Raw genomic sequence first — 20,198 nt, 5'->3', positions numbered from 1 at the left:
TGTTGCCGAACGCCGGCGCACTTTGCTAACCGGGATGGGACGCCTTCGCCGCTCGCTGCGACGTTTTGGGCGAATGTTGCCTGAACGTCTGTTCGGGCCGGGAGAGCGCGCCAGATGGCATTTCGATTTGTTCATACAGCCGACACCCATCTCGATTCACCGCTGCGCACACTCGCGTTGCGCAATCCCGAACTCGCCGAACTGGTGGGAGATGCCAGCCGCCAGGCTTTCATCTCGATCGTGGACCTGTGTCTTGCGGAGCGGGTCGATGCGCTTGTCATTGCGGGCGATCTTTACGATGGCGATCAGACATCGATGAAGACGGCGCGCTTCCTGGCCTCGCAAATGATGCGTCTGCACCAGGCCGGTGTCAGGGTCTACATGATCCGCGGCAACCACGACGCCATGTCTCGAATCTCTAAACAGCTCGTCCTGCCGGACACCGTGACGATTTTCAGTGGCCGCACGCAGTCCGTGATCCAGTCGGGCGCCGGGCTGGACGTCGTGCTTCACGGACTGAGCTTCGCCAGCCCCAAGGCGGCCGAAAGCCTGCTGCCCAAATATGCCGGCCCCCGAGAGGGCGCCGCGAACATCGGCATCATGCACACCAGCTTGGCCGGCTCGCCCGGCCACGACGTCTATGCGCCTTGCAGCGTCGCCGACTTGCGAGGTCACGGCTTCGAATATTGGGCCCTTGGCCATATTCACGGTCGCAAGGTCTATCCCGGCGCAAGCACGCTCGTGATGCCTGGAATCCCTCAGGGCAGAGACATCAATGAGGCTGGTGAGAAATCGGTCACCCTGGCGACCATAAACGACGATCGGTCTGTCGACATTGAGGAGAGGCTGACCAGCGTTGCGCAGTTCGAGCGCGTGAGTGTCGACCTGGCAGGAACATCCGAACTGCCCGAGGCCGTCGGCCGCATCCGGTCTGCGCTTGAACAATCCCGGATTGCCGCCAGATCGCAATACCTCATCGCCCGCCTCGGCCTGGTCGGCGCTTCCGCGCTGTCATGGACGATGATCCGCGATAAGGATTTGGTGCTTGCCGAGGCCGAACAGGCGGCAGAGCAGGTGGGCAACACCTGGGTGGAGAAGGTCGAACTCAATCTTTCTGCTCCCGGAACTGGGAAGTCCGAAGACGTCGCGGATCCGACCCTGGAGCTAGCCGAGTCAATGCGCGCTAACGCAACGTCGGACGCATTCCGTTCGGAGGCTAGGGAATTGGTGTTGAAGACCATCGCGGACCTGCCGACGGATGCGCGAGACTTCGCAGGAAAGGACGAGGCGGCGTTGGAAGCATTCCTCGATGACGTGCTTGCACGTGGCGTCGACCTGGTCACGGCTCGCCTTAAGGCAGGCGGCACGCGATGAGATTGCGGCGGCTCGATCTCACCCGTTACGGCAAGTTCACCGACAAGGCGATTGACTTCGGACCCAAGCCGAGTTCAGGGCCTGATCTGCACATAGTGTTTGGCTTGAACGAAGCCGGCAAATCGACCGCGCTTTCTGCCTATCTCGCCCTGCTCTTCGGCATCGAAGAGCGCAGTCGCTACAATTTCCTGCACGAATATAGCTCCATGCGCATCGGCGGGCTGCTCGAATTTGAGGTGCAGACGCTTGCCGTTTCACGCACCAAGAGTCGCAGCAACTCGCTGCACGATACCGAAGGTCGGCCACTGAGCGAGATTGCCATTTCGGCTCACCTCGCCGGATTGTCCCGCGATGCCTACAGCAGCATGTTCTCACTGGATGACGAGACGCTGGAAGCAGGGGGCAAGGCGATCCTTGAATCGCGTGGTGATCTGGGCAAGCTCCTTTTCACCGCCAGCGCCGGGCTTGGTCATGCGAGCGATGTTTTGGCCGCACTGGAGACGGAGGCAGATGGACTTCACCGAAAACAGGCCCAGAGCACCGAAATCGCGCTGCTGAAGAAGCGGTTTGCGGAGTTCAAGTCGCGCAAGGAGGCGATCGACACGCTAGCCTCGACATTCGAGACGCTCGAGGCGGAACGGGGGGAAGCCCAGGACAAGTATGATCGCAGCCTCGCTGAACGCTCCGCGTTGTCCGCGCGACTGGCTACGATCGACCGATATGTGCGCGCCGCGCCGCTCCTGCCCGAAATCAGACGCAAGGCGAATAGACTGGCTGAGCTGCCTGATCTCCCGTCCCCTCCCAGGACCTGGAGTGGCAGCGTCGCGGAACTGATCGATCGGGACGCACGCTTGAGAACCCGCCTCCAGGCCAATGCCGATGAGATCGATCGGGCGACGGCAAAGATCGAAGCAGTCGCTGTCGACGACGCTGTCCTGGCTATCTCCGAACAGGTGCGAGGACTTGCTGATAGCAAGGCGCGCTATCTGTCGGCGGGCATGGATCTGCCGACCCGCCAAATGGAAGTCCAGATACTTGACCAGGTGGTGGCGAACTGTATCGCCGCGCTCGGGAGATCGGCCGAACAGGATCCGTCCCGGCTGATCCTGCCTTCCTTTGTGGTCGGCCCACTTCGCAACATGGTCGAGCAACGCTCCGGCATCACGGCGAGCCTGCGCATGGCCCGCGACGAAGCCGCTGCAGCGCTTGACGGGCTCAACGCTGCGCGAGGTCGCGTCGGCGAGGAGAGGGCGGTGCCTGAGCCGGCAAGAGCCAGGCTGATGGCAGCCGTGTCGGAGGCGAAGGCCAGCAGTCACGCACGGGAGATAAGTGAGGCGCGCGCGTCGGAGGACGAGCGGCAAACAATGCTGGCGGACGCCATGCGGCGCCTTCAGCCATGGTCGGGAGATGCGAACGCGCTTTCGAAGATATCGGTTCCGCCACCGACACAGATAGATGCGTGGAAAACATTGGCCGCGGACCTTCAAAGGGACAACGCAGTCTTCTCTGAGCGTCTGGCTGAGTATGAACAAAGTCGGATAGCGACTTCGTCACGCCTGGCTGCTGTCCGCGCCTCGGCCGACCTCGCCGACGACGACACAGCCGCAGCTATACGACGTGAGAGAGACGAAGCCTGGCGAAATCACCGGGCCGACCTCAAGGCCGAAACCGCAGACGCGTTTGCCGCAGCATTGGCCAAGGATGATCATGTCGGCGCGGCTCGCTTGGCCCATGCGGGCGAACTCGCGGATCTGCGCGCAATCAAGCAAAAGGCGGCTGAGACCGGAGCGGCAATAGACCGCGTAAGCTGCCAACTCGCTGGGGTGGGCCAGCGCGCAGAAATCGCGTCCGTTGAAATCAAGCGAATGGCCAGCGCCTTGCTTGAGGACTGCCAGGCGCAGTCGCTCGACCTGATGATCGGACTTCTCGAGGAGCGCATTTCCGCACGCGTCGAAGCGCTGGTCGCCTGGGACGACATCCTGCTCGCACGCGCAAGGATTGAACGCGCGACAGCCGAAGGAGAGCGGATTCGGCTCGGATTGGCCTCGGCTCTTCAAAGCGTTGGAATCCAGACCGAAGCCGGGGAGGCTCTGGAGGCTCTGGTGGTCGCCGCTGATCGCTTTCTGGACAGGCAGGCGAAGGGCGACGCGGAACGAGCGGGGGCGCCAAGGAGCGTAGCCGCCCAGGNCGCTTTCTGGACAGGCAGGCGAAGGTCGACGCGGAACGAGCGGAGGCGCTAAGGAGCGTAGCCGCCAAGGAAGAGGAGCTCGCTGCTAGGCGGCTCGCTGTTGAAATTGCCGAGAGGCGAGAAAGTGCATGGCAGGCCGAGGTCAAGGAAACGCTGAAGGGCACTTGGCTCGAAGAAGGCATTGCCGGGACTGGGCTTGGCAGCGTGCTCGATCAGTTGTCCGAGCTATCAAAGGCCCTGCAGGATCGTGAGGCCATGCGTATCCGGATCCGCAAGATGGAGGCGGATAGGACTGCGTTTGCTGATGAGTTGGACCGCCTTGGTGCGCTGGCCGGCGAGGGTGCAAGCGGCGAGGCCCCAGAACAGGTGAGTGTCAGGCTGACAGAGCGTCTAGAGCAAGCCGAGCGTGCCCGCGAGGCGAGGGCAAATCTGCTGCTTGACGTTCAAAAGTTGCAGGACGTTCGAGAGGCACTGAACGCTGAAGTCGCGGCACACGAGACAACAAAACAGGAAGTGCTCGATGCCTTTGGTGTGAGAACGCTCCCGGAGGTTGGGGAGCGCGATGAACAGCTTCGCGAGCGGGACGGTCTGCAGAGTGCCACGGCCGAGCTTGAAGAACGACTGGCGAGCGAGCTCGCCCTCGACGACTTCATCCAGGCGCAGTCGGTGCTGGAAGGCCTCGATCTCGATNACGACTGGCGAGCGAGCTCGCCCTCGACGACTTCATCCAGGCGCAGTCGGTGCTGGAAGGCCTCGATCTCGATGGGCTCGCAATTGAAAAGGCCGAGGTCGAGCGGCGGCTAGCCGACCTCGATGAATCACTACAACAGCAACTGGTCCGGCGTACGCGTGCGACGGACAAGCTCGATGCGATCGGTGGCGACAGCGCAGTTGCCCGGATCGATGCCGATCGTCGCACCGTCCTTCTCGAAATCGAGGAAAAGGCCGTCCGCTACATCGAATTGAAGCTTGGGGTGATGTCGGCGTCGAGCGCGCTCCGGGTTTATCGCGAACGCCACCGCTCTGGAATGATGAGCGAGGCCTCCGAAGCCTTTGCACTGATCACGCGGGGCCAGTACACAGGCTTGACCACCCAGCCGGTAAAGGGCGGCGAGGTTCTCATCGCAATGCAGCAGGATGGCCACTCGAAGGTCGCAGACGCTCTGTCGAAAGGCGCGCGTTTCCAGCTCTACCTCGCTCTACGCCTGGCCGGATACTATGAGTTTGCCAAGCTCAGGCCCGCTGTACCGTTCATAGCCGACGACATCATGGAGACCTTCGACCATCTCAGATCGGAGGAAGTCTTCCGCCTGTTCGGCGAGATGGCCGGCGTAGGCCAGGTAATCTACCTGACCCATCATCAGCACCTGTGCGACATCGCCAGGGCGGTCATTCCGGACGTGGTGATCCACGAGCTCGGCTAATTCAAGCGGCATTGTTGCTGGTCGGCTCTCGAGGAAAGTTGCATTGTGTACGACTGCTTCGCCCTCATTTACGACGTTGGGCGATGTCCAAGCATTCCGGTAAACTGCCGTTCAGTGCGTCTATCCCGTTGCGCGGGCATTTGGAGAGAACTGCGTCGAGTACAGCCGGTCCATCTCTTTGTCGAACCGTGCCCACAGGACGGCGCCCTCTTCGCCGAGCATTTCGGTGTCGCGTTGGAAGCGGTTCTCCTGGTGCACGGCGTCCAGCGGATCGTGCCAAGGGAAGGTTGCCGTAGCTTCGAGCCTGGCCAGCGTTGCTTCCAAGCGCGAGCGAATCGCCACCCGCTGTGATTGCGACAATGTATTGCGTTCGGCGTCGTCTTGCGCGAACAAGTCTGCTTGCGTGAGTCTCATGCTGGCAACCTATGCTCTCGCGCATGCGGCGGCAACGGTGTGGACCGAAGCGGGAGGGGAAAAGTGGCAAACAGTTGGCGCGGGGACCGCCTGCCCGACATCGTTCGATCGATGGCCTCGCGGCCGCGACACGAGGCGTTGCGCGGCCTAGTCACGGAACTGCTGCGAGAAGGCTTCGGCGCCGCGTTCAGCGAGCTGGAGCACGAACGCTATCTTGTCGACAACAGTGGGCGCATCGACGTGGCGTGGGGCGCCACCGTCATCGAGCTGAAGAGTGATCTTCGCCGCGAAGAGCGCGATGTCCTCGCCCGCATGCCCCACTACCTGGCCGACGCCAGCCGAGGCAGTGCGCCCGGCCGCACCACCGTCGGTCTTGCCACCGACGGCGCGACGCTGCTCGCCTACGCGCTCGATCGCGGCACGCTCGCGCCGATCGGCCGCTACGACGTCGACGTCGAGCATCCCGAACAGCTGCTGAGTTGGCTCGAGCCGCTGCTGTCACCTGTTCCCGAGGTGATGCCGACACCGATCGCCGTCGCGCTCGCCTTCGGCCGATACAGCCTCGCCTTCGGCCGCGCGCATGCGGAACTCCAGCGGCTGTGGTCGGAGGTCGGCGACAATCCCGAAGTTCGGTTGAAGCGCAACCTGTGGGACGGATTGCTGCGTCAGGTATACGGCGACGACGTCGGCAGCGACGCACTGTTCCTCCAGCACACTTATCTGACCATCCTCGTCAAGGCGATCGCGGCGCGCGTCCTCGATCTGGAGATCGGCGATCCGGCGGAGATGTTGTCGGGCCGGCTTCTCGCCAACGAAGGCATTGTCGGGGCCGTCGAGGCCGACTTCTTCGACTGGCCGCTGCTCGCCAGGGGCGGGGATGACCTGGTGCGCTCGCTTGCTGCGGAGACGGTGCGTTTTCGCCTGCGCGACGTCAAGGTCGACGTGCTCAAGAGCCTATATGAGAGCCTGATCGACCCCGACGAACGCCACGATCTGGGCGAATACTATACGCCCGACTGGCTGGCCGCGCGGGTCGTCGCGGCCGCGATCCCGCGCCCGCTGGAGCAGCGCGTGCTCGATCCGTCCTGCGGGTCGGGGACCTTCCTGTTCCATGCACTGCGCCGCCTGATCGAAGCGGGCCGGGAGGCGCGGCTGCCGCCGGCCGAGATCGTGGCTATCTGCGCCGATCGCGTGTTCGGGATAGATGTGCATCCGGTCGCGGTCGCGCTCGCGCGCGTCACGTGGCTGCTGGCGCTTGGCGATCTGGTGCAGGACCGGCCGCCCACGCTTACCGTGCCGGTCTACATGGGCGACTCCATGCAATGGAGCCTGCGCCCGCTCGGCGCGTCCGCCGAAGTGCTGGTCGACGTGCCGCCCAATGATCCGCCACTGCGCATCCCTGCCGGCCTCGCGAGCGACCACAATCTATTCGAGCGTGCGCTCGATGAGCTCAACCGCGGGCTCGACACGCTCGCCGAGCCGGAAGCGATTCGGGACGCCATTGCCCGCGCTGGCGCCACCGCCGAGGACGCGGCCATGCTCGGCCGCACCTTCGCGCAGCTGAAGCAGCTTTATCTCGACGGCCGAAACCACATCTGGACCTTCATCCTGCGGAACCTGCTGCGCCCGGTCTGGCTGTCGCATCCCGATCACCGGGCCGACGTGCTGATCGGCAATCCGCCCTGGATCGTCTATCGCCACCTGAGCGCGGACATGAAGGACCGCCTGCGCGAGGCTCTGCGGAGCTATAATCTCTGGGTCGGCGGCAGCCTCGCCACGCATCAGGACATGTTCGCGCTGTTCTGGGCGCGCGGCGCCGAACGCTATCTGCGCGACGGCGGCACGCTGGCGCTGGTTCTGCCCTATGCCGCGCTCAACGCACCCGTCTTCGCCGGAATGCGCGACGGGAGCATGGAGCGCGTGCGGGTCGCGATCACCGGCGGCTGGGGGCTGGAGCGGGTGTGGCCGATCTTCGGCGCGAAATCGGGCACCAGCACGACGAGCACCTGCGTGCTCTTTGGAAGACGCGACCGCGATGGTTTGCCGCCGGCCGAGGTCGATCGTTGGGTGGGCATTCTTCCCAGGCGCGACGCCAGCGACGCTGAGGCAGCGGATGCTCTGGCACATATGCTAGCCCCGTGGCCAAGGGCGCGCACGCTGATTTCCGCGTCGCCATACCGTCGCCGCTTCCGTCAGGGACCGCCTTTTTCTCCGCGGCGCTTCTTCTTCGTCGAGTACGCGGCTTCAGGCCGCCTGCAGAGCCGACGCGAAGCACCACGCGTGCGTGGGCGCGTTGGTAATCTTGATAAGGACCCTTGGACGGCGGTCGCGCCGCCTGAAGGACCGGTAGAGCGCGCCTTTATCAGGCCGATCGCGCTAGGCGAATCCATAGCTCCATATCGCCTTCTCACGTTGGCAACCGGCGTTGTTCCGATGCAGGAGGGAGAGATCCTGACCTCGGTGACTGCCGACGCCCATGGCCATCGTGGTCTATCTGCTTGGCTACGCGATGCCGAAGCGAAATGGGATGAGCATAGCAATAAGAAAGCCGACGGCGCACCTCGTGCGTCCCTCGCTCAAGGAACTAATCATCTACAGAAGCTGACAGCTCAGGCTGAGAGAATACCAATACGTGTGCTGTATACAAAGTCGGGTACACGGCTGAGTGCGTGCTGGATCGAAGATGACGGTGCTTTCATTGATCAACAGGCCCATTGGGCTGCAGCAAACTCGATTGAGGAAGCGGCCTATGTTGCCGCTGTTCTCAACAGCCAAATCGTACTCGATCGTGTCAGGGACCTGCAGCCCGTGGGCCAACGAGATCCGCGACACTTCAGCAACCTTGTTTGGACGTTGCCGATCCCTGAATTCGACGCGGCCGAAGCGCTGCACGCTGATCTCGCCGCGGCGGCGTTGCGCGCCGCCGAGGTCGCCGCGCGTGTTCTACTGCCCGACGCCGCGCATTTCACCGCCAAGCGGCGAATAATCCGGGAGGCGTTGGTTGCCGACGGCGTAGCGGAAACGATCGAGCGGCTCGTTGACGCGCTGCTTCCTCCTTGATCTGCACTCCAGAAGGTCCGCTATCCAAACGAACCGCCCGTTACCTGCCCGTCCGCTGTTCGGCCACCTTCTAGCCATTTCATAATGCCCGCCGCCGCGAACTGAGCCAGAGCTGTTAACGTCGAAACACATGAGCCACGACCTCAATGTTCACTATTTGTGCTTCGAAAGTCGCATAAAGGGCAGCCTGGAACCGCTGGAACGTGGAGCTGCGAAAATGGTTCGACTCAGACGAAAACCGGGAAGGGGCTGTTCAGCGTGAGCTTTCGAATAGCTGGCGGACTGCTGAGGATGCCGGGTGGCGAAGGTCCGTGAACGCCCGATCTTGAGGATAGAGTGCTATCGCTCCGACCGTACCGCTGCAACCAGAAGCCAGCACACAGCGCAGAGACCCGACGAAGATCGCGCCGGAACCGCGTCCCCCGCTCGCCTGCCACAGCAGAGCCGCCCCCATCGGGGCTAGGGCCTGCATCCACGCCGTGATTTTCGACGAAGCGCATCGGGCTGCGAAACTCAAGCTCATCCCACGATTCGCAAACAGTGACGCAAGTATGGGCTGGCGCTCGCCCTCGCCTCCCAGGGCGCAAAGGATTTCGATGGTGCATTATATGAGTGGGAAGCTATCTTGTCCTGCTCGTTTACGGAGGCTGATGCCCGCACGCTCGCGCGCAATACAGGTTCTACAGCCGATCAACAGCGCACGGGCGATCGCCCTGAAAGGCCTGAACCTTACCAGACGCTCTTTTTCAGCACCGAGCAAACCTACACTCGTTCGACTTGTTTCGTCGACGACCTCGGCGGTGGTCACCCGTGCCGTGAGACGGCGACCCTCCGGTTCGTAGGGCAGCTGGGATCGGTGCACCGCTCATCATATCCACCAACATTACTTCCCCTTCCGCACGATTACGAATGGATAGAGCACGTTATCGTAGGGATCAGAACAAGAGCTGCTCACGCTAAGCGACTATGTACTTTACATATATAATCGCCCTTCCAACGGATTGCATGTTCCAAGCATTTATCGGAAAATAAAGTGCCGGGCGTCGTCCGGCGAGGAGCGAAACACGTTTCAGGGACGCAGGTGACGAACGAGGCAACCTTGCGGGCGCAGCGCAGGAGCTGGACCTGCGCTTTCGAGGATTTCGCCGGCGTGTACGGCACCGGCGCGCTGATCGGTCCGGATCTTGTTCTGACCAACTACCACGTGGTCGAAAGGCTTGAGAAGAATGCGGCGCGGCAGGCGGCGGCGCGCGTTCGTTTCGACTACTTCGCGCCGGGAACGGGCCGGGTAGTCGTGCTCGCGCAGGACTGGCTCGTGGCGAAGTCTTTCTATTCCTGGCGCGATCTCGACCCAACACGGGATGTCGAACCGGACAAACTCGACTACGCAGTCGTCCGCATAGCTGAAAAAGTAGGCGACGGCCCGCCGGCTGAGGGTGTCGCCGCCGGATGGCGCTACGTCGGCCGCCCGGCGCGGAGGGGATGGCTGGTGCTGCCCAAGCCGGAAACGCGCGTGGAGAAGGGCACGCCGATCGACATTTATCATCACCCTTGCGTGGTCGAGGGCGGCCAGGTGTCGAGCTGCGCGATGCCCGACCTGCCGGCGCGCGGCACGATCCTGTCCGTCGACGCGGGCTGGCTGCGCGTCACGCACAATGCGGAGACCCGGCACGGCTCCTCGGGCGCGATCTGCTACGGCAAGAACCTCGACCCGGTCGCGCTCCACCACGCTGGCGATCCGGATTCGGCGCTGGAGACCGTCACGCCCGACCAGAAGCCGCTGCCGCCCGGCCAGCGCGCCATCCCGCTCGGCCTGGTTGCCGCCCAGCTGCTCGCCAGCTTTCCCAAGATCTACCAGGAGACGCTGCCACCGAAGGAGAATCCGGCCCAGGTCGCGGTCGCCAAGAGCACTGCCGAGATCGGCCAGGGCCTGCTGCGAGACCGACATGCCCGGGCGCTGCCGCTGGTCGACCGTGACCGGCCGGAATGGGACATTATCGATTCACGCGCGGTGCAGAAAAGCCTCGTGCATGCGATCGGCTGCCGCACGGCCGACGGCCAGAAATTCTTCATGACGCGCCTGCGCCAGGCGAGCTTCGCGTTCGAGGGATTGTCCCGGGCCGAACGGAACGACCGGCTGTCCGAGCTTCTCAAATCGGGAAGGTCGCAGAACGGCTGGGCGGGCAGTTCGCCGATCGTGGACACGCAGCTCGATCCCATAGGAGCCGCAGCCAAGATCGCCCGCGAGATCGAGTGGAAGATCGATCCAGGGCAAGGCACCGTCTTCGTGATCGGGACGACGTTCGCCAAGCGCCCCGATTTCGAACGCGAGAAGATTATGGTCGCCGAGGTAGGCCGGCTGTGCGTGCCGCTCACGGCGAAGGGCAAATTCCAAGTGATCTTCGTCTATGAGGACACCCGGCCGAACAGCCGGGGCGGCAGCGGCGTCGCCGGCTTCTGGCGCAATCCGCCGCCGGACGGCTGCGGCCGCTGCCTCGACCTGACCGACATCGCCCGTGACCAGCTCGACGAATGGATCAAGGCCATCGATCACGCCTACAAGATTGATAGAGACGCACTCAGCAACGAAATCGACAGGATCTTCCGTCTCGGTCCGATGCCCTTTGCGGCGATCGAGCCGAAGCTCCGGCGCGTCACGTCCATCTATTGCCGCGACACCAAATAGGAAAAGGCCATGTGGTTCAGTTCCTTCTCGGACAAGAAAAGCGATCAGGTGGTGCCGCTGAGCGCGAACGGCGTCGTCGAGCCGTTCCGCGGCAAGGGCTACGTGTTCAATCCCGAACTCGAGGCCGCCGTCGACGTGGCGATCGGACTGGGGCGACCCCTATTGGTGTCGGGCGAGCCGGGCGGCGGCAAGACCGAGCTCGGCTACGCGATCGCGCGCCGGCTCGGNATCGGTCTCTGAGGCGCGCGACCTGTTTTACACCTATGACGCGATTCGTCGCTTCCGCGACGCCAATTTCGGTGGCGAGGAGGCCCAGCGGATCGGCGCTGCCGATTACATCGAATACCAGGCGCTGGGCGCCGCGATCCTCGACGCGCATCCTTTCGCCGCCGTGCGCCACCTCCTGGACGGCGAGCGGACCTACCGGCATCCGCAGGATGACCGCGATGCCAAAGGGGCGGCCGGGGCGGTGGCGGGTGCTGCCCCTGCGGCCGTGTCGGCAACCAAGCCGGAATCGGGCCGTTCGGTGGTGATCATCGACGAAATCGACAAGGCCTCGCGCGACTTTCCCAACGACGTGCTTTCGGAACTCGAGACAATGCAATTCAGCGTGCCCGAACTCGGGCGCAGCGGGACCGTTGCCGGCCCCGCGGCCGGGTCCGGCAGGCCCGAGCCAGCGCGCACGCCAGCCTTCCCGTCTGACCCTGCGCTGCGGCCGATCATCGTCATCACCTCCAACGAGGAGCGGCAGCTGCCCGACGCGTTCCTACGCCGCTGCGTGTTCCACGAGATCCAGTTCCCCGACGACAAGATGCTGCACGACATCATCGAGAACAATTTGAAGCGACGCTTCGAGCGCACTGGCCTTGACCTCGTGCTCGACTACGACGACCGCAAGGAATTGCTCGATCTCGTCGGCAAGTTCCGGCAGCAGCCGGTCGACAAGAAGGCAGGGGTGTCGGAAATCGTCGACGCGGCCTTCCTCATTGCAACGCCGAAAGAAGGCGCGGCGGAGGGGCCGACAGAGGGCAATGCGGTGCAGGCGGCGCCCGAAAGCCAGGAAAAGCCGGATCTCGCCGAGCGGCTCGACGCGGCGGTGGTGGCGCTCGCCAAGCTCAAAACCGACCGCGACACGCTGCGCGCAATGCTGCCGCCGATGGCCTCGCCAGAGAGCGAATGACGGCGATGTCGGACGGCATCTCCTATCGTTTCGTCTGGACGCAGACCCAACTGGACCGGTTCTTCCTCGCCTATGAAAGCGAGCGGATCTCCGCGGGCGTGGGAGCGACCCTGCAGCGGGTATCGCCGCGCCAGCGCGCCGATGCCATCATGACGATGACCGGCCTCAATGCCGGCGCAAGTTGGCGGCGCAGCGGCGAGGAGAACGCGGTAGCGCTGTGACGTCGCTATCTCGCGCCGGTGCTGGCCGAAACGCGAGAGTCGGTGCAGGCGCTCGACCAGACGCTGCGTGCCTTTCCGCTGCCGGGCCGGTTCGAACCGGCGATGGGTCCGGCGGAACCGCAACACCCGATGCCGCCTGACAAGAGCCTTGTACCGGCGAAACCGCCGAAGCGTCCGAAAATGCGTCTCGCCGACTTGGTGCGAGCGGTGCTGCACGTGATTTTCCGCCGCGATGTCGGCGCCGGGCTGGCCGTCTTGGCAGCCGCCATATTGCTGCCCTGGATATGGACACAGTTCGGCCCACGCGCCGCCGTTTCCGACCCACCGCCGTGCCAGGTCAACTGCGTAGCGAGGCCGCCATACCAGGATACGCGACCGCAGTCGCAACCCGACTCGTCGCGGCCATCCGATCCCGCCCAGTCGGCGCGCCGGCGTTTTCTCAACGTGACGATCGCCGCGGCCGAGCAGTACAGCTTCAGCATCTCGCCCTATACGCTCGCGGAATATTACGCCGGCGAATCGGATTTCGTCAGCGAGCCGGCGCTGTTCCTGCAGGCGATGCTGAAGCGCTGGCCGTTGCCGGTCTACGACCCGATCCCCCCGACGCTCGCGGGCGCCTACGCGCTCGGCCAGTATTCGCTGGCAGCAGCCGAGACGGATCTGGCCGTCGGGCTGGACCGCGAACGCTTGCGACTGGGGATCGACGTCGCCGCACAAGGCACGCCGGACGAGGAGTCGGAGGGTGCGGCGACGACGCTGCAGGCGCGCATGGAGGCGGTGCGGCTGCGCCAGATTCGTGACGGCCTCTTCGATGTCCTTGGTGCGCGAACGAAGGTCGATCCTCGAACTGTCACTGATCAAACACGGCTCAACGAAGACCTCGGCATCTATAGTGGGGATGGAGCCTACGGTATCTGGGATTTCGTTGCCGCACTTAACCGTCGGTTCGGTATCACGATTACCGACGACCAGGCGCAAGGGGTGATTTATGTCCGGTCAGGCAGCGGATCGGATGGAGATACCGGTGCCCGGGTCGGCGCTACGGTTGCGGACGCCGTCCGAGTGGTCGCCGAAGCGCTGGGCGGCCAAGACCCGCGCGACGCGATGCGGCCCGTCGCCCGGCAATGGCCGGACTGGCCGCGCTGGCTGCTGTTCCTGCCGCTGCTGCCCGGTGTCGGCTGGGCGATAGTGAGCGCATGGCGCGCGGCGCTGCGCAGTCCACCGAACGATATGCGCGGCACGCCGGTGCCGATCGCGGCGCGCGAACTCGCCCGTACGGCGCCAAAACCCGCGCGCCGGCTCGCGCGACAGCTTTCCTGGCATCAGCCGGCTCCTTCCGGCCGCCTCGACGTAGGGCGCAGCATCTCGGCTACCCTTCGGCGCGGCGGGTTCTCGCAACCGGTTTTCGGGACGCGCAGTCGCACGACGGAATTCTTGTTCCTGATGCCGGCGCGGCGCGACAACAACCACGAGGCGATGCGCATTACGCGGCTTCTGGAGGCGCTGGACGCCGGAGGTCTGGTGCTGCACATCTACGAGTACAGCCCGGATCCGCAAACCCTTGTCGGGGCCAGCGCGCGCAGCACGCAAACAGGGCCGCTCGACCTGCGGGCGCTGCGCGAGCTGCACCCCGACGCGCGCCTGGTGCTGGTGACGGACGGACAGGAGCTGGTCGACTATTTCAGCCAGCGGCCTTTCGCCTTCGTGCAGGAGCGGTTGCGCGTCTGGCCGCAACGCATGCTGCTCACGCCAGTGCCGATGGCCGAATGGGGCGAGCGCGAGATGAACCTTTCGGCCGCGCTCGCGGCACCGATCGGCCGCGCCACGGCGGAAAGCTTTCAAGACCTTGCAGTCGGCTTCGGCGTACGCCGGATGACGCGCTGGCGCCCGCCGCCGCCGACCGCCACTGGCGACTTCGACGCGCTGGTGCAGCGCATCCAGGGCTGGATGAAGGCGTCCGGGCTGCTGCTCAAAGTGACGCATTCGGCGGCGCCGCGGCCGGAATTCGTGCGGCACGACGAGTATGCCATGCTTTCCGACATCCCGCCGCCGGCCGAGGCGCGCGGCGAACTGGTCGCGGAGCTCCAGGCTTGGCTCGGCGGCGACGGCTTCTACTGGCTGGCGGGCTGCGCCGGCTATCCGCAGCTGCGCTATGCGATCACCGTCTATCTCGGCAACCGGCTCTACGGCATACGCGGCCCGGTCTACGACGAGGAGCTTCTGGCGCGGCTCTGCCTGCTGCCCTGGTTCCGGCACGGGCGCATGCCGCTGTGGGTGCGCGAGGACCTGTTCTCGGCGCTGCCGGCCGGGCAGCGCGCGGCGGTGGACGCGGCGCTCGCCGCTATGCTGCGCAGCGCGAAGAAGATCGAGGCCGCCGCGCCGGCCGGCGACGGCGGCCGTGCATCGCGAAACGCGATCGACCGCGAGCGCGCGCTGACGATCTGGCTGCCGGACGATGCCGGCGAGGAGATTCCGCCCGACGAGGTGATCGCCGACCCGATGCTGCGCCAGATGCCGGAGGTGCTTCCGACGCTCTATCTGCCGGTCTCCTTCGGCATGGCGTTCGACCGCATCCGCAACATCCTCCTGGCACGGCTGGCGGTCGTCGCCGCGGTCGGGCTGTGGTGCTGGACCATGGCGTGGTTCTGGCCAATCAGCGCCGATGCGCCTCATGCGCCGGGCGCGTGGCTGCCGCTGATCGTGGCTGCCGTCGTCACTGTTTTTGGCCTGCTCGGCATCGCCGTGTACCGGCGGCTGAAGAGCCTTGGCTGGCTGGCACGCGGCGCGCCGGGGTCGGGAGCGCCGAAGCTGGTGGCGCCGCCAGGACAGGAGGCTGTCCCGATGACTATCGGCACCGTCGTGACGGCAGTGCGTGAAGACCGCGGGGAGGTGGTGGGATGACGGCGGACCAGGACCGGCCCGGCCCCGATGGCGGCCGCAGCGAACGCCGCCCGGCGCGCAAGGGCACCCAACGGCCATCCGGCGCGGAGGCTCCGACCGGGGCGGCCGAGGACGCGCGTGCCGAAGATGCCGGGTTGGAATCGGCGGCACCGCATTCCGGGCCGGCGTCGGATCAGACGAAGGCCGCAATCCCAAGCGGCAGCCGATCCGATGTGAAGCAGGAAGCGCAGTCCGGCGCCTCGCCCGAGGCGCCGTCGGCCGCCGCTTCGTCCCGGGCACGACCGGCCGATGCTTCGTCTAGCACGGTCGCGCAGCCGCCCGACCAGACGGTTCCCGCCGCGTCGTCGGCCGCTCGAAGCGGCAGGGCGGGTCTGGTCCCACAGAGCAATGGCATCCGTCGCTTTGCCGCGACGCTGGGCCGGCTTCTTCGGCGCGTGCCGGCGTCCGTCATGGTGCTCGTGGCGGCGCTCGCTGCAGGCTATGCAACGCAACGGCTGCTGCACAGCGTCGAAACGGCGATCGAGGACGAGGTCGGACAAGAGACCGAATCTGAAAGGGTGACCAGCATCGCCTGGTTGTCCGGAGACAGGCTCGCGATGGGAACCGACGGGGGCACGCAGCTGGTTCACGAGATCGCGGCCGGTGCGCTCGAATCCTTGCCACCGACGGCCTCGCCCGTTGGGCCGATCGCCGAGGTGCTCCCGTCTTCCTGTGGCCCGTCCCTCAATCAGCTCATGCACGTTTCGGTCCGTGCCGATCTCAATCAGGAATTCGACCCGGAAGCACCGCCGTCGGCCTTGCGACGGGTCTGGCTGTCCTGCGCGGGCAACGATCTCGAGGCCGACGAAGGGCTTTTCGCTTTCGGCGCCGGCACACCGCTGCCAGTCGTCGCCGGGCGGCGCACCGTGGCAGCCAACCAGCAACAGCAACAGCAGCAGGTCGCGCCGCAGACGCCAACGACGGGGCTGTTCCGGTACGAGCTCGGCGCCAATGGCGCGGTGGCGGAAGCCGGCGAGGTCGGGACGCTCACCGGCGTGCGTGCGCTGGCGGCGACGCCGGACGGCACGCTGGCGGTCGCCGGCACAGAGAACGGCGCGGTCGTCACCATCGACATGACGCAGCAGATTTCGGGCGTGAACCCCGAGGTCTACATGCGCACGCAGCAAGATATTCCGACCGTGCCGATCGTGGCGGTAGCGGCGGGGGGCAGCATGGCTCCGGGGAGCAATGGCGAAGGTATCACGCTTGCCGCCGCGAATTCCGAAGGCCGGGTCTATGTGTTTCGTACAACCCCTCCGGACGATGCCGCCCCCCTCGGCCCCATGCATCTGTTTGCCCACGCCGAAGCCGGGCTTTGGGGAGAGAATTGGACCGAGTGGATCGACGACAGCAGTCGGTATGATCTGATCGCTATCTCCGAGGACGGATCCCGAATTCTCGCCTCGATGGCGATCGACAAGAGCACCAACTACTTCCTGCTCGATGTCGCGGAGGACGGCAGCATTTCCGGCCGTACGGCGCTGAATGTTCCGCCCGGCATCAGCGATCGAACGCTCGCAACCCCGGGCGTTGCCGAGGCGATCTTCATGGGTGGCGAGGTGCAGGATGCGTTCCGCCGGGTCATGATCGGCCTTAGCAACGGCGCGGACCAGTCGGGTGGGTCGGCGATGTGGGGAGCTCGGGTCGGCCGCCGTGGCAATGCGGCAGTATATTTCCTGGCGAACGGCTCGGGAACGCTCGTGACGGCTTCCGGAGGGGAACCCGTCACCCTCAGGTCGAATTTTTCCGGTACGCAGGCGGCCGCGCTCAGCGATGACGGCCGGCTGCTCGCCGCGACCGGGCCGCAGGGTCGTATCACCATCTACGACCTTGACAATCGGGACGCCACGCCGGTGGAAGCGACCGTAAGCGGCAGTCCCGCCGGCCTCGCCTTTTCCTCGGACGGGCGCCGCCTCATCATCGCCAACAATGACGCCACGATCGATCTCTATGCCGTGCGCGACCTGCGGCTGATCCGGCGCGGCAACGCCAGAGAAAGCGTGTTTTTCAACCTTGTCGGTGACGGCGACTGGATCGTCCGTAAGATATCCGACGAATCGATCGAAGTGATCGATACAGCGACCGGTGCCGCCGCCCTGCGGGCAAATCTCGGGAGGGATATCGACCAGATGCTCGTGTCGAGCGACGGACGGACGATCGCCTATCGTTCGGCGAACGGCGAGCTCGGCACTTTCCGCAAAGGCGTGACCGCAATCGGCGAAGGGCGTGTCTCGTTCACGGCGCTCAATCCAACCAACCCCGTCGCCCCGCCCGACCGCGACGGCCTCTTGCTCTCGGCGGACGGATCACGGCTGATGCTGCGGACCCGGGCGGGCAAGCTTTTCGTCGCGGACATCCGGGCGCCGCAGACCTGGTCCGACGAACGCGGCCAAAACCAAACCTACTTCGTCTTCAGCGAGATTGGGCTCGATGCGCCCGCCGTCAGTGCCGCCGTCGCGCCGGACGGCACTTTCCTCGTCGTCGGCGACGCGGACAACGCGCTCATGCTGGTCGACCTGACCGGTGACGCGCCGCAGACGCTCGAACTGCCCGAGCATGGCGGGATCGTCGACGACCTCGCCATCTCGCCGGACGGAACCAAGGTCGCGGCCGCCAGCATCGACGGCCGGTTGCGCGTGGTCGACCTCGCCCGCGCGCAGCTGGTCGCCAGGCTGCCCCTCGCCCGTCTCGCCTCCTATCCCGAAACACCGAAAATGGTCGCGCGCCGGCTCGACGAGGCGCCCGGCACATTTCCCGACACCGCCTTCCTGGAGCAGCAGGGTCAAGTCCAGTCGACACTGGATTCTGCCCTGGTGATGGGCACCCATGAGACGCTCGCCGCCGCGCAGGCGGAGGTCGAAGGGTACCTGCTCGCACCCTCCGCCCCGTTCGGTCCAGACCCGGACGCCCACATCGCGCGCATCTTCCTGCGGGATGGCTTCTATCGCACGGCTTTCGTGCTGCCGCTCGCGCTGGCGCGGGCGGACCTCGACAAGGTACGCAAATTCGCGCCCGAAACCGCCGCCGCCTATGTGCGCTTGCTTGACCTCTGGTGCCCGGACCCGGCCCGGCGGGGCGATTACCTCGAGTGCAACCGGCCGCCGCCGAGTGGCGGCTCAGGCGCCGGGGCTCCTTGACTGTCGCCGGCGCACCAAGCAGACTGAACGAGGGAGAGAACGATGGCGAGACGCAGGAAACTGCAGGGGCCGGTCGAACTGGACTACATAATCATCGACCGGGCGGTCGACACATCTTACCTGCAGGGCGCAACTGAAAGCCCCGCGCTGCCGGAATCGGAATCCACGATGCCTTCGGTCGCCACCGCGGTGGCGACGCCGCAGCAGGCGCAGGCGATCAATAGCGAGGCTGGCCGGAAGGCCCTGCTCAACATGCCGATCTCGCTGATCGAGCCCTGCGCGGCGGTCGATTTCGGCTTGCAGGTATCGGCCGACGCGGTCGGCGAGGCCAAGGCAGGCGCGATGGCCTGGGGCATCGCCAGCGTCGGGGCCGACCAGTCGATGACCGACGGCGCCGGCGTGCGCGTCGCCATCCTGGACACCGGGATCGACGCCACGCACCAGGCCTTCAAGGGCAAGACGATCGTCGGGCGCAACTTCACCGGCGGCGATCCCGACGATTTCGCGGACCGGCACGGCCACGGCACCCACTGCGCGGGCACCATCTGCGGAGACACGGTCGACGGGGTGCGCATCGGAGTGGCGCCGGGGGTCAAGGAGCTGTTCGTCGCCAAGGTGCTAGACGACCAGGGCCGTGGCAGCACCAGCGGCATGCTGAGAGCCCTGCGCTGGATCGCGGACTTGCCACCGGACAAGCCGATCCACGTCATCTCGATATCGCTCGGCTTCGATTTCCCCGGCATGGTCGACCGGCTGCGCAAGGGCAAGAACCTCGAGGTACGCTTCGCCACCTCGCTCGCGCTCACCGCCTATCGCGAGACGCTCAAGGAGGTCGAATCGTGGATCGCCGCGCTGCAGCTCGAGAACGCGACCAAGCGGGGGGTGATCGTGGTGGCCGCCTCCGGCAACGATAGCCGCGCCGACGTCGGCCCCGACAACGTGGTCGGGGTCAGCGTGCCAGCCGCCTGCGAGAAGGACATCATCTCGGTTGGGGCGGCGCATCGCGGCCCGAGCGGGAAGCTTCGGATCGCCCCGTTCTCGAATGTCGGGCCGCGGCTCAGCGCGCCCGGCGTCGACATCGTTTCGGCGCGCAAGGGCGGCGGGCTCGTCGCCATGAACGGCACCAGCATGGCCTGTCCGCACGTCGCGGGTCTGGCCGCGCTGCGCTGGCAGAACGAGATGATGACCAACGAGCAGGCAACGGCCTCCAACGTGCGGGCCGCGCTGGTGGCCAATTCAAGGAGCACCGACTTCGACGCGGACGTGACGCAGGCCAGCCGGGGCCGAGGAATGCCGCGCGCGCCCTGAAGCTGGATTGGAGGTAGGCGGCCCGGCGCCGAGATGCCGCTGACGTTTCCCCTGCGACTTAATCCCGGATTGAAGTGCGCTCAGGCCCAGCGACGGACCAGATCATGAAAGCGCAGCAGCTCTCGGGCACGTAATATATCTTGACCGGTTTGTTCGACCGTGGATGATGACTGCTGGCCCTGAAAGAACTCGCTGATCAACGCCTCATCAACGGGTCGCGCTTCACAGTTGTTGGCAATCCATAGAATTATGACGTAAGGCTTTCG

12 protein-coding genes are annotated in these 20,198 nt (G+C 65.3%); 10 read left to right on the top strand and 2 right to left on the bottom strand.

Going from position 1 to position 20,198, the window contains the following annotated elements; all coding sequences use genetic code 11:
• The first annotated feature begins 114 nt into the window (after positions 1-114).
• From X738_RS74465 to X738_RS87660, 3 genes are all read left to right on the top strand, one after another.
• Positions 115-1,374, top strand: a complete 1,260-nt coding sequence (locus tag X738_RS74465) for a metallophosphoesterase family protein (RefSeq protein WP_023802839.1) — start codon at positions 115-117, stop codon at positions 1,372-1,374.
• Positions 1,371-3,614, top strand: a complete 2,244-nt coding sequence (locus tag X738_RS87665) for an ATP-binding protein (RefSeq protein ID WP_023802838.1) — start codon at positions 1,371-1,373, stop codon at positions 3,612-3,614. Before X738_RS74465 ends, X738_RS87665 begins: the two co-directional genes overlap by 4 nt.
• A gap of 688 nt (positions 3,615-4,302) precedes the next feature.
• Positions 4,303-4,986 (top strand): ATP-binding protein, encoded by a 684-nt coding sequence (locus X738_RS87660; RefSeq protein WP_023802836.1) that lies wholly within the window; start codon positions 4,303-4,305, stop codon positions 4,984-4,986.
• A gap of 120 nt (positions 4,987-5,106) precedes the next feature.
• Here X738_RS87660 and X738_RS74455 read toward each other — a convergent pair whose 3' ends face one another.
• A complete protein-coding gene (locus tag X738_RS74455; RefSeq protein ID WP_156942708.1) occupies positions 5,107-5,400 on the bottom strand; it encodes a hypothetical protein in 294 nt (97 codons plus the stop codon).
• A gap of 111 nt (positions 5,401-5,511) precedes the next feature.
• Between X738_RS74455 and X738_RS74450 the strand changes: the two genes are divergently transcribed.
• The 5 genes from X738_RS74450 to X738_RS74425 all read left to right on the top strand — a co-directional run bounded on the left by X738_RS74450 (position 5,512) and on the right by X738_RS74425 (position 15,448).
• Complete coding sequence (locus X738_RS74450; protein ID WP_063830571.1) at positions 5,512-8,460, top strand: N-6 DNA methylase; 2,949 nt, start codon at positions 5,512-5,514, stop codon at positions 8,458-8,460.
• A 1,081-nt stretch (positions 8,461-9,541) separates the two neighbouring features.
• Positions 9,542-11,146, top strand: coding sequence for a trypsin-like serine peptidase (locus X738_RS74445; RefSeq protein ID WP_031256511.1), 1,605 nt, complete (start codon positions 9,542-9,544; stop codon positions 11,144-11,146).
• Between the two features lie 391 nt (positions 11,147-11,537).
• Positions 11,538-12,326 (top strand): hypothetical protein, encoded by a 789-nt coding sequence (locus tag X738_RS74435; protein ID WP_023802831.1) that lies wholly within the window; start codon positions 11,538-11,540, stop codon positions 12,324-12,326.
• Complete coding sequence (locus X738_RS74430; RefSeq protein ID WP_023802830.1) at positions 12,323-12,547, top strand: hypothetical protein; 225 nt, start codon at positions 12,323-12,325, stop codon at positions 12,545-12,547. The genes X738_RS74435 and X738_RS74430 overlap by 4 nt, the downstream gene beginning before the upstream one ends.
• A gap of 42 nt (positions 12,548-12,589) precedes the next feature.
• Positions 12,590-15,448 (top strand): acyl carrier protein, encoded by a 2,859-nt coding sequence (locus X738_RS74425; protein ID WP_156942707.1) that lies wholly within the window; start codon positions 12,590-12,592, stop codon positions 15,446-15,448.
• Between the two features lie 172 nt (positions 15,449-15,620).
• On the opposite strand, the gene X738_RS86395 is transcribed toward X738_RS74425, so the two are convergent.
• Entirely contained in the window at positions 15,621-15,842 is a 222-nt protein-coding gene (locus tag X738_RS86395) for a hypothetical protein (RefSeq protein ID WP_198032914.1), read from the bottom strand.
• 163 nt (positions 15,843-16,005) lie between these two features.
• On the opposite strand from X738_RS86395, the gene X738_RS74420 reads away from it, so the two are divergent.
• Both X738_RS74420 and X738_RS74415 read left to right on the top strand, forming a co-directional pair.
• On the top strand, positions 16,006-18,624 hold the full coding sequence (locus X738_RS74420; RefSeq protein WP_198032913.1) for a hypothetical protein: 2,619 nt from the start codon (positions 16,006-16,008) through the stop codon (positions 18,622-18,624).
• Positions 18,625-18,666: 42 nt separating this feature from the next.
• A complete protein-coding gene (locus tag X738_RS74415; protein WP_023802827.1) occupies positions 18,667-19,932 on the top strand; it encodes a S8 family serine peptidase in 1,266 nt (421 codons plus the stop codon).
• The last annotated feature ends 266 nt before the right edge of the window (positions 19,933-20,198 follow it).

Source organism: Mesorhizobium sp. L48C026A00, assembly GCF_000502375.1.
Taxonomy (GTDB): Bacteria; Pseudomonadota; Alphaproteobacteria; order Rhizobiales; family Rhizobiaceae; genus Mesorhizobium; species Mesorhizobium muleiense.
This window is presented reverse-complemented; position numbering and strand designations above follow the sequence as displayed.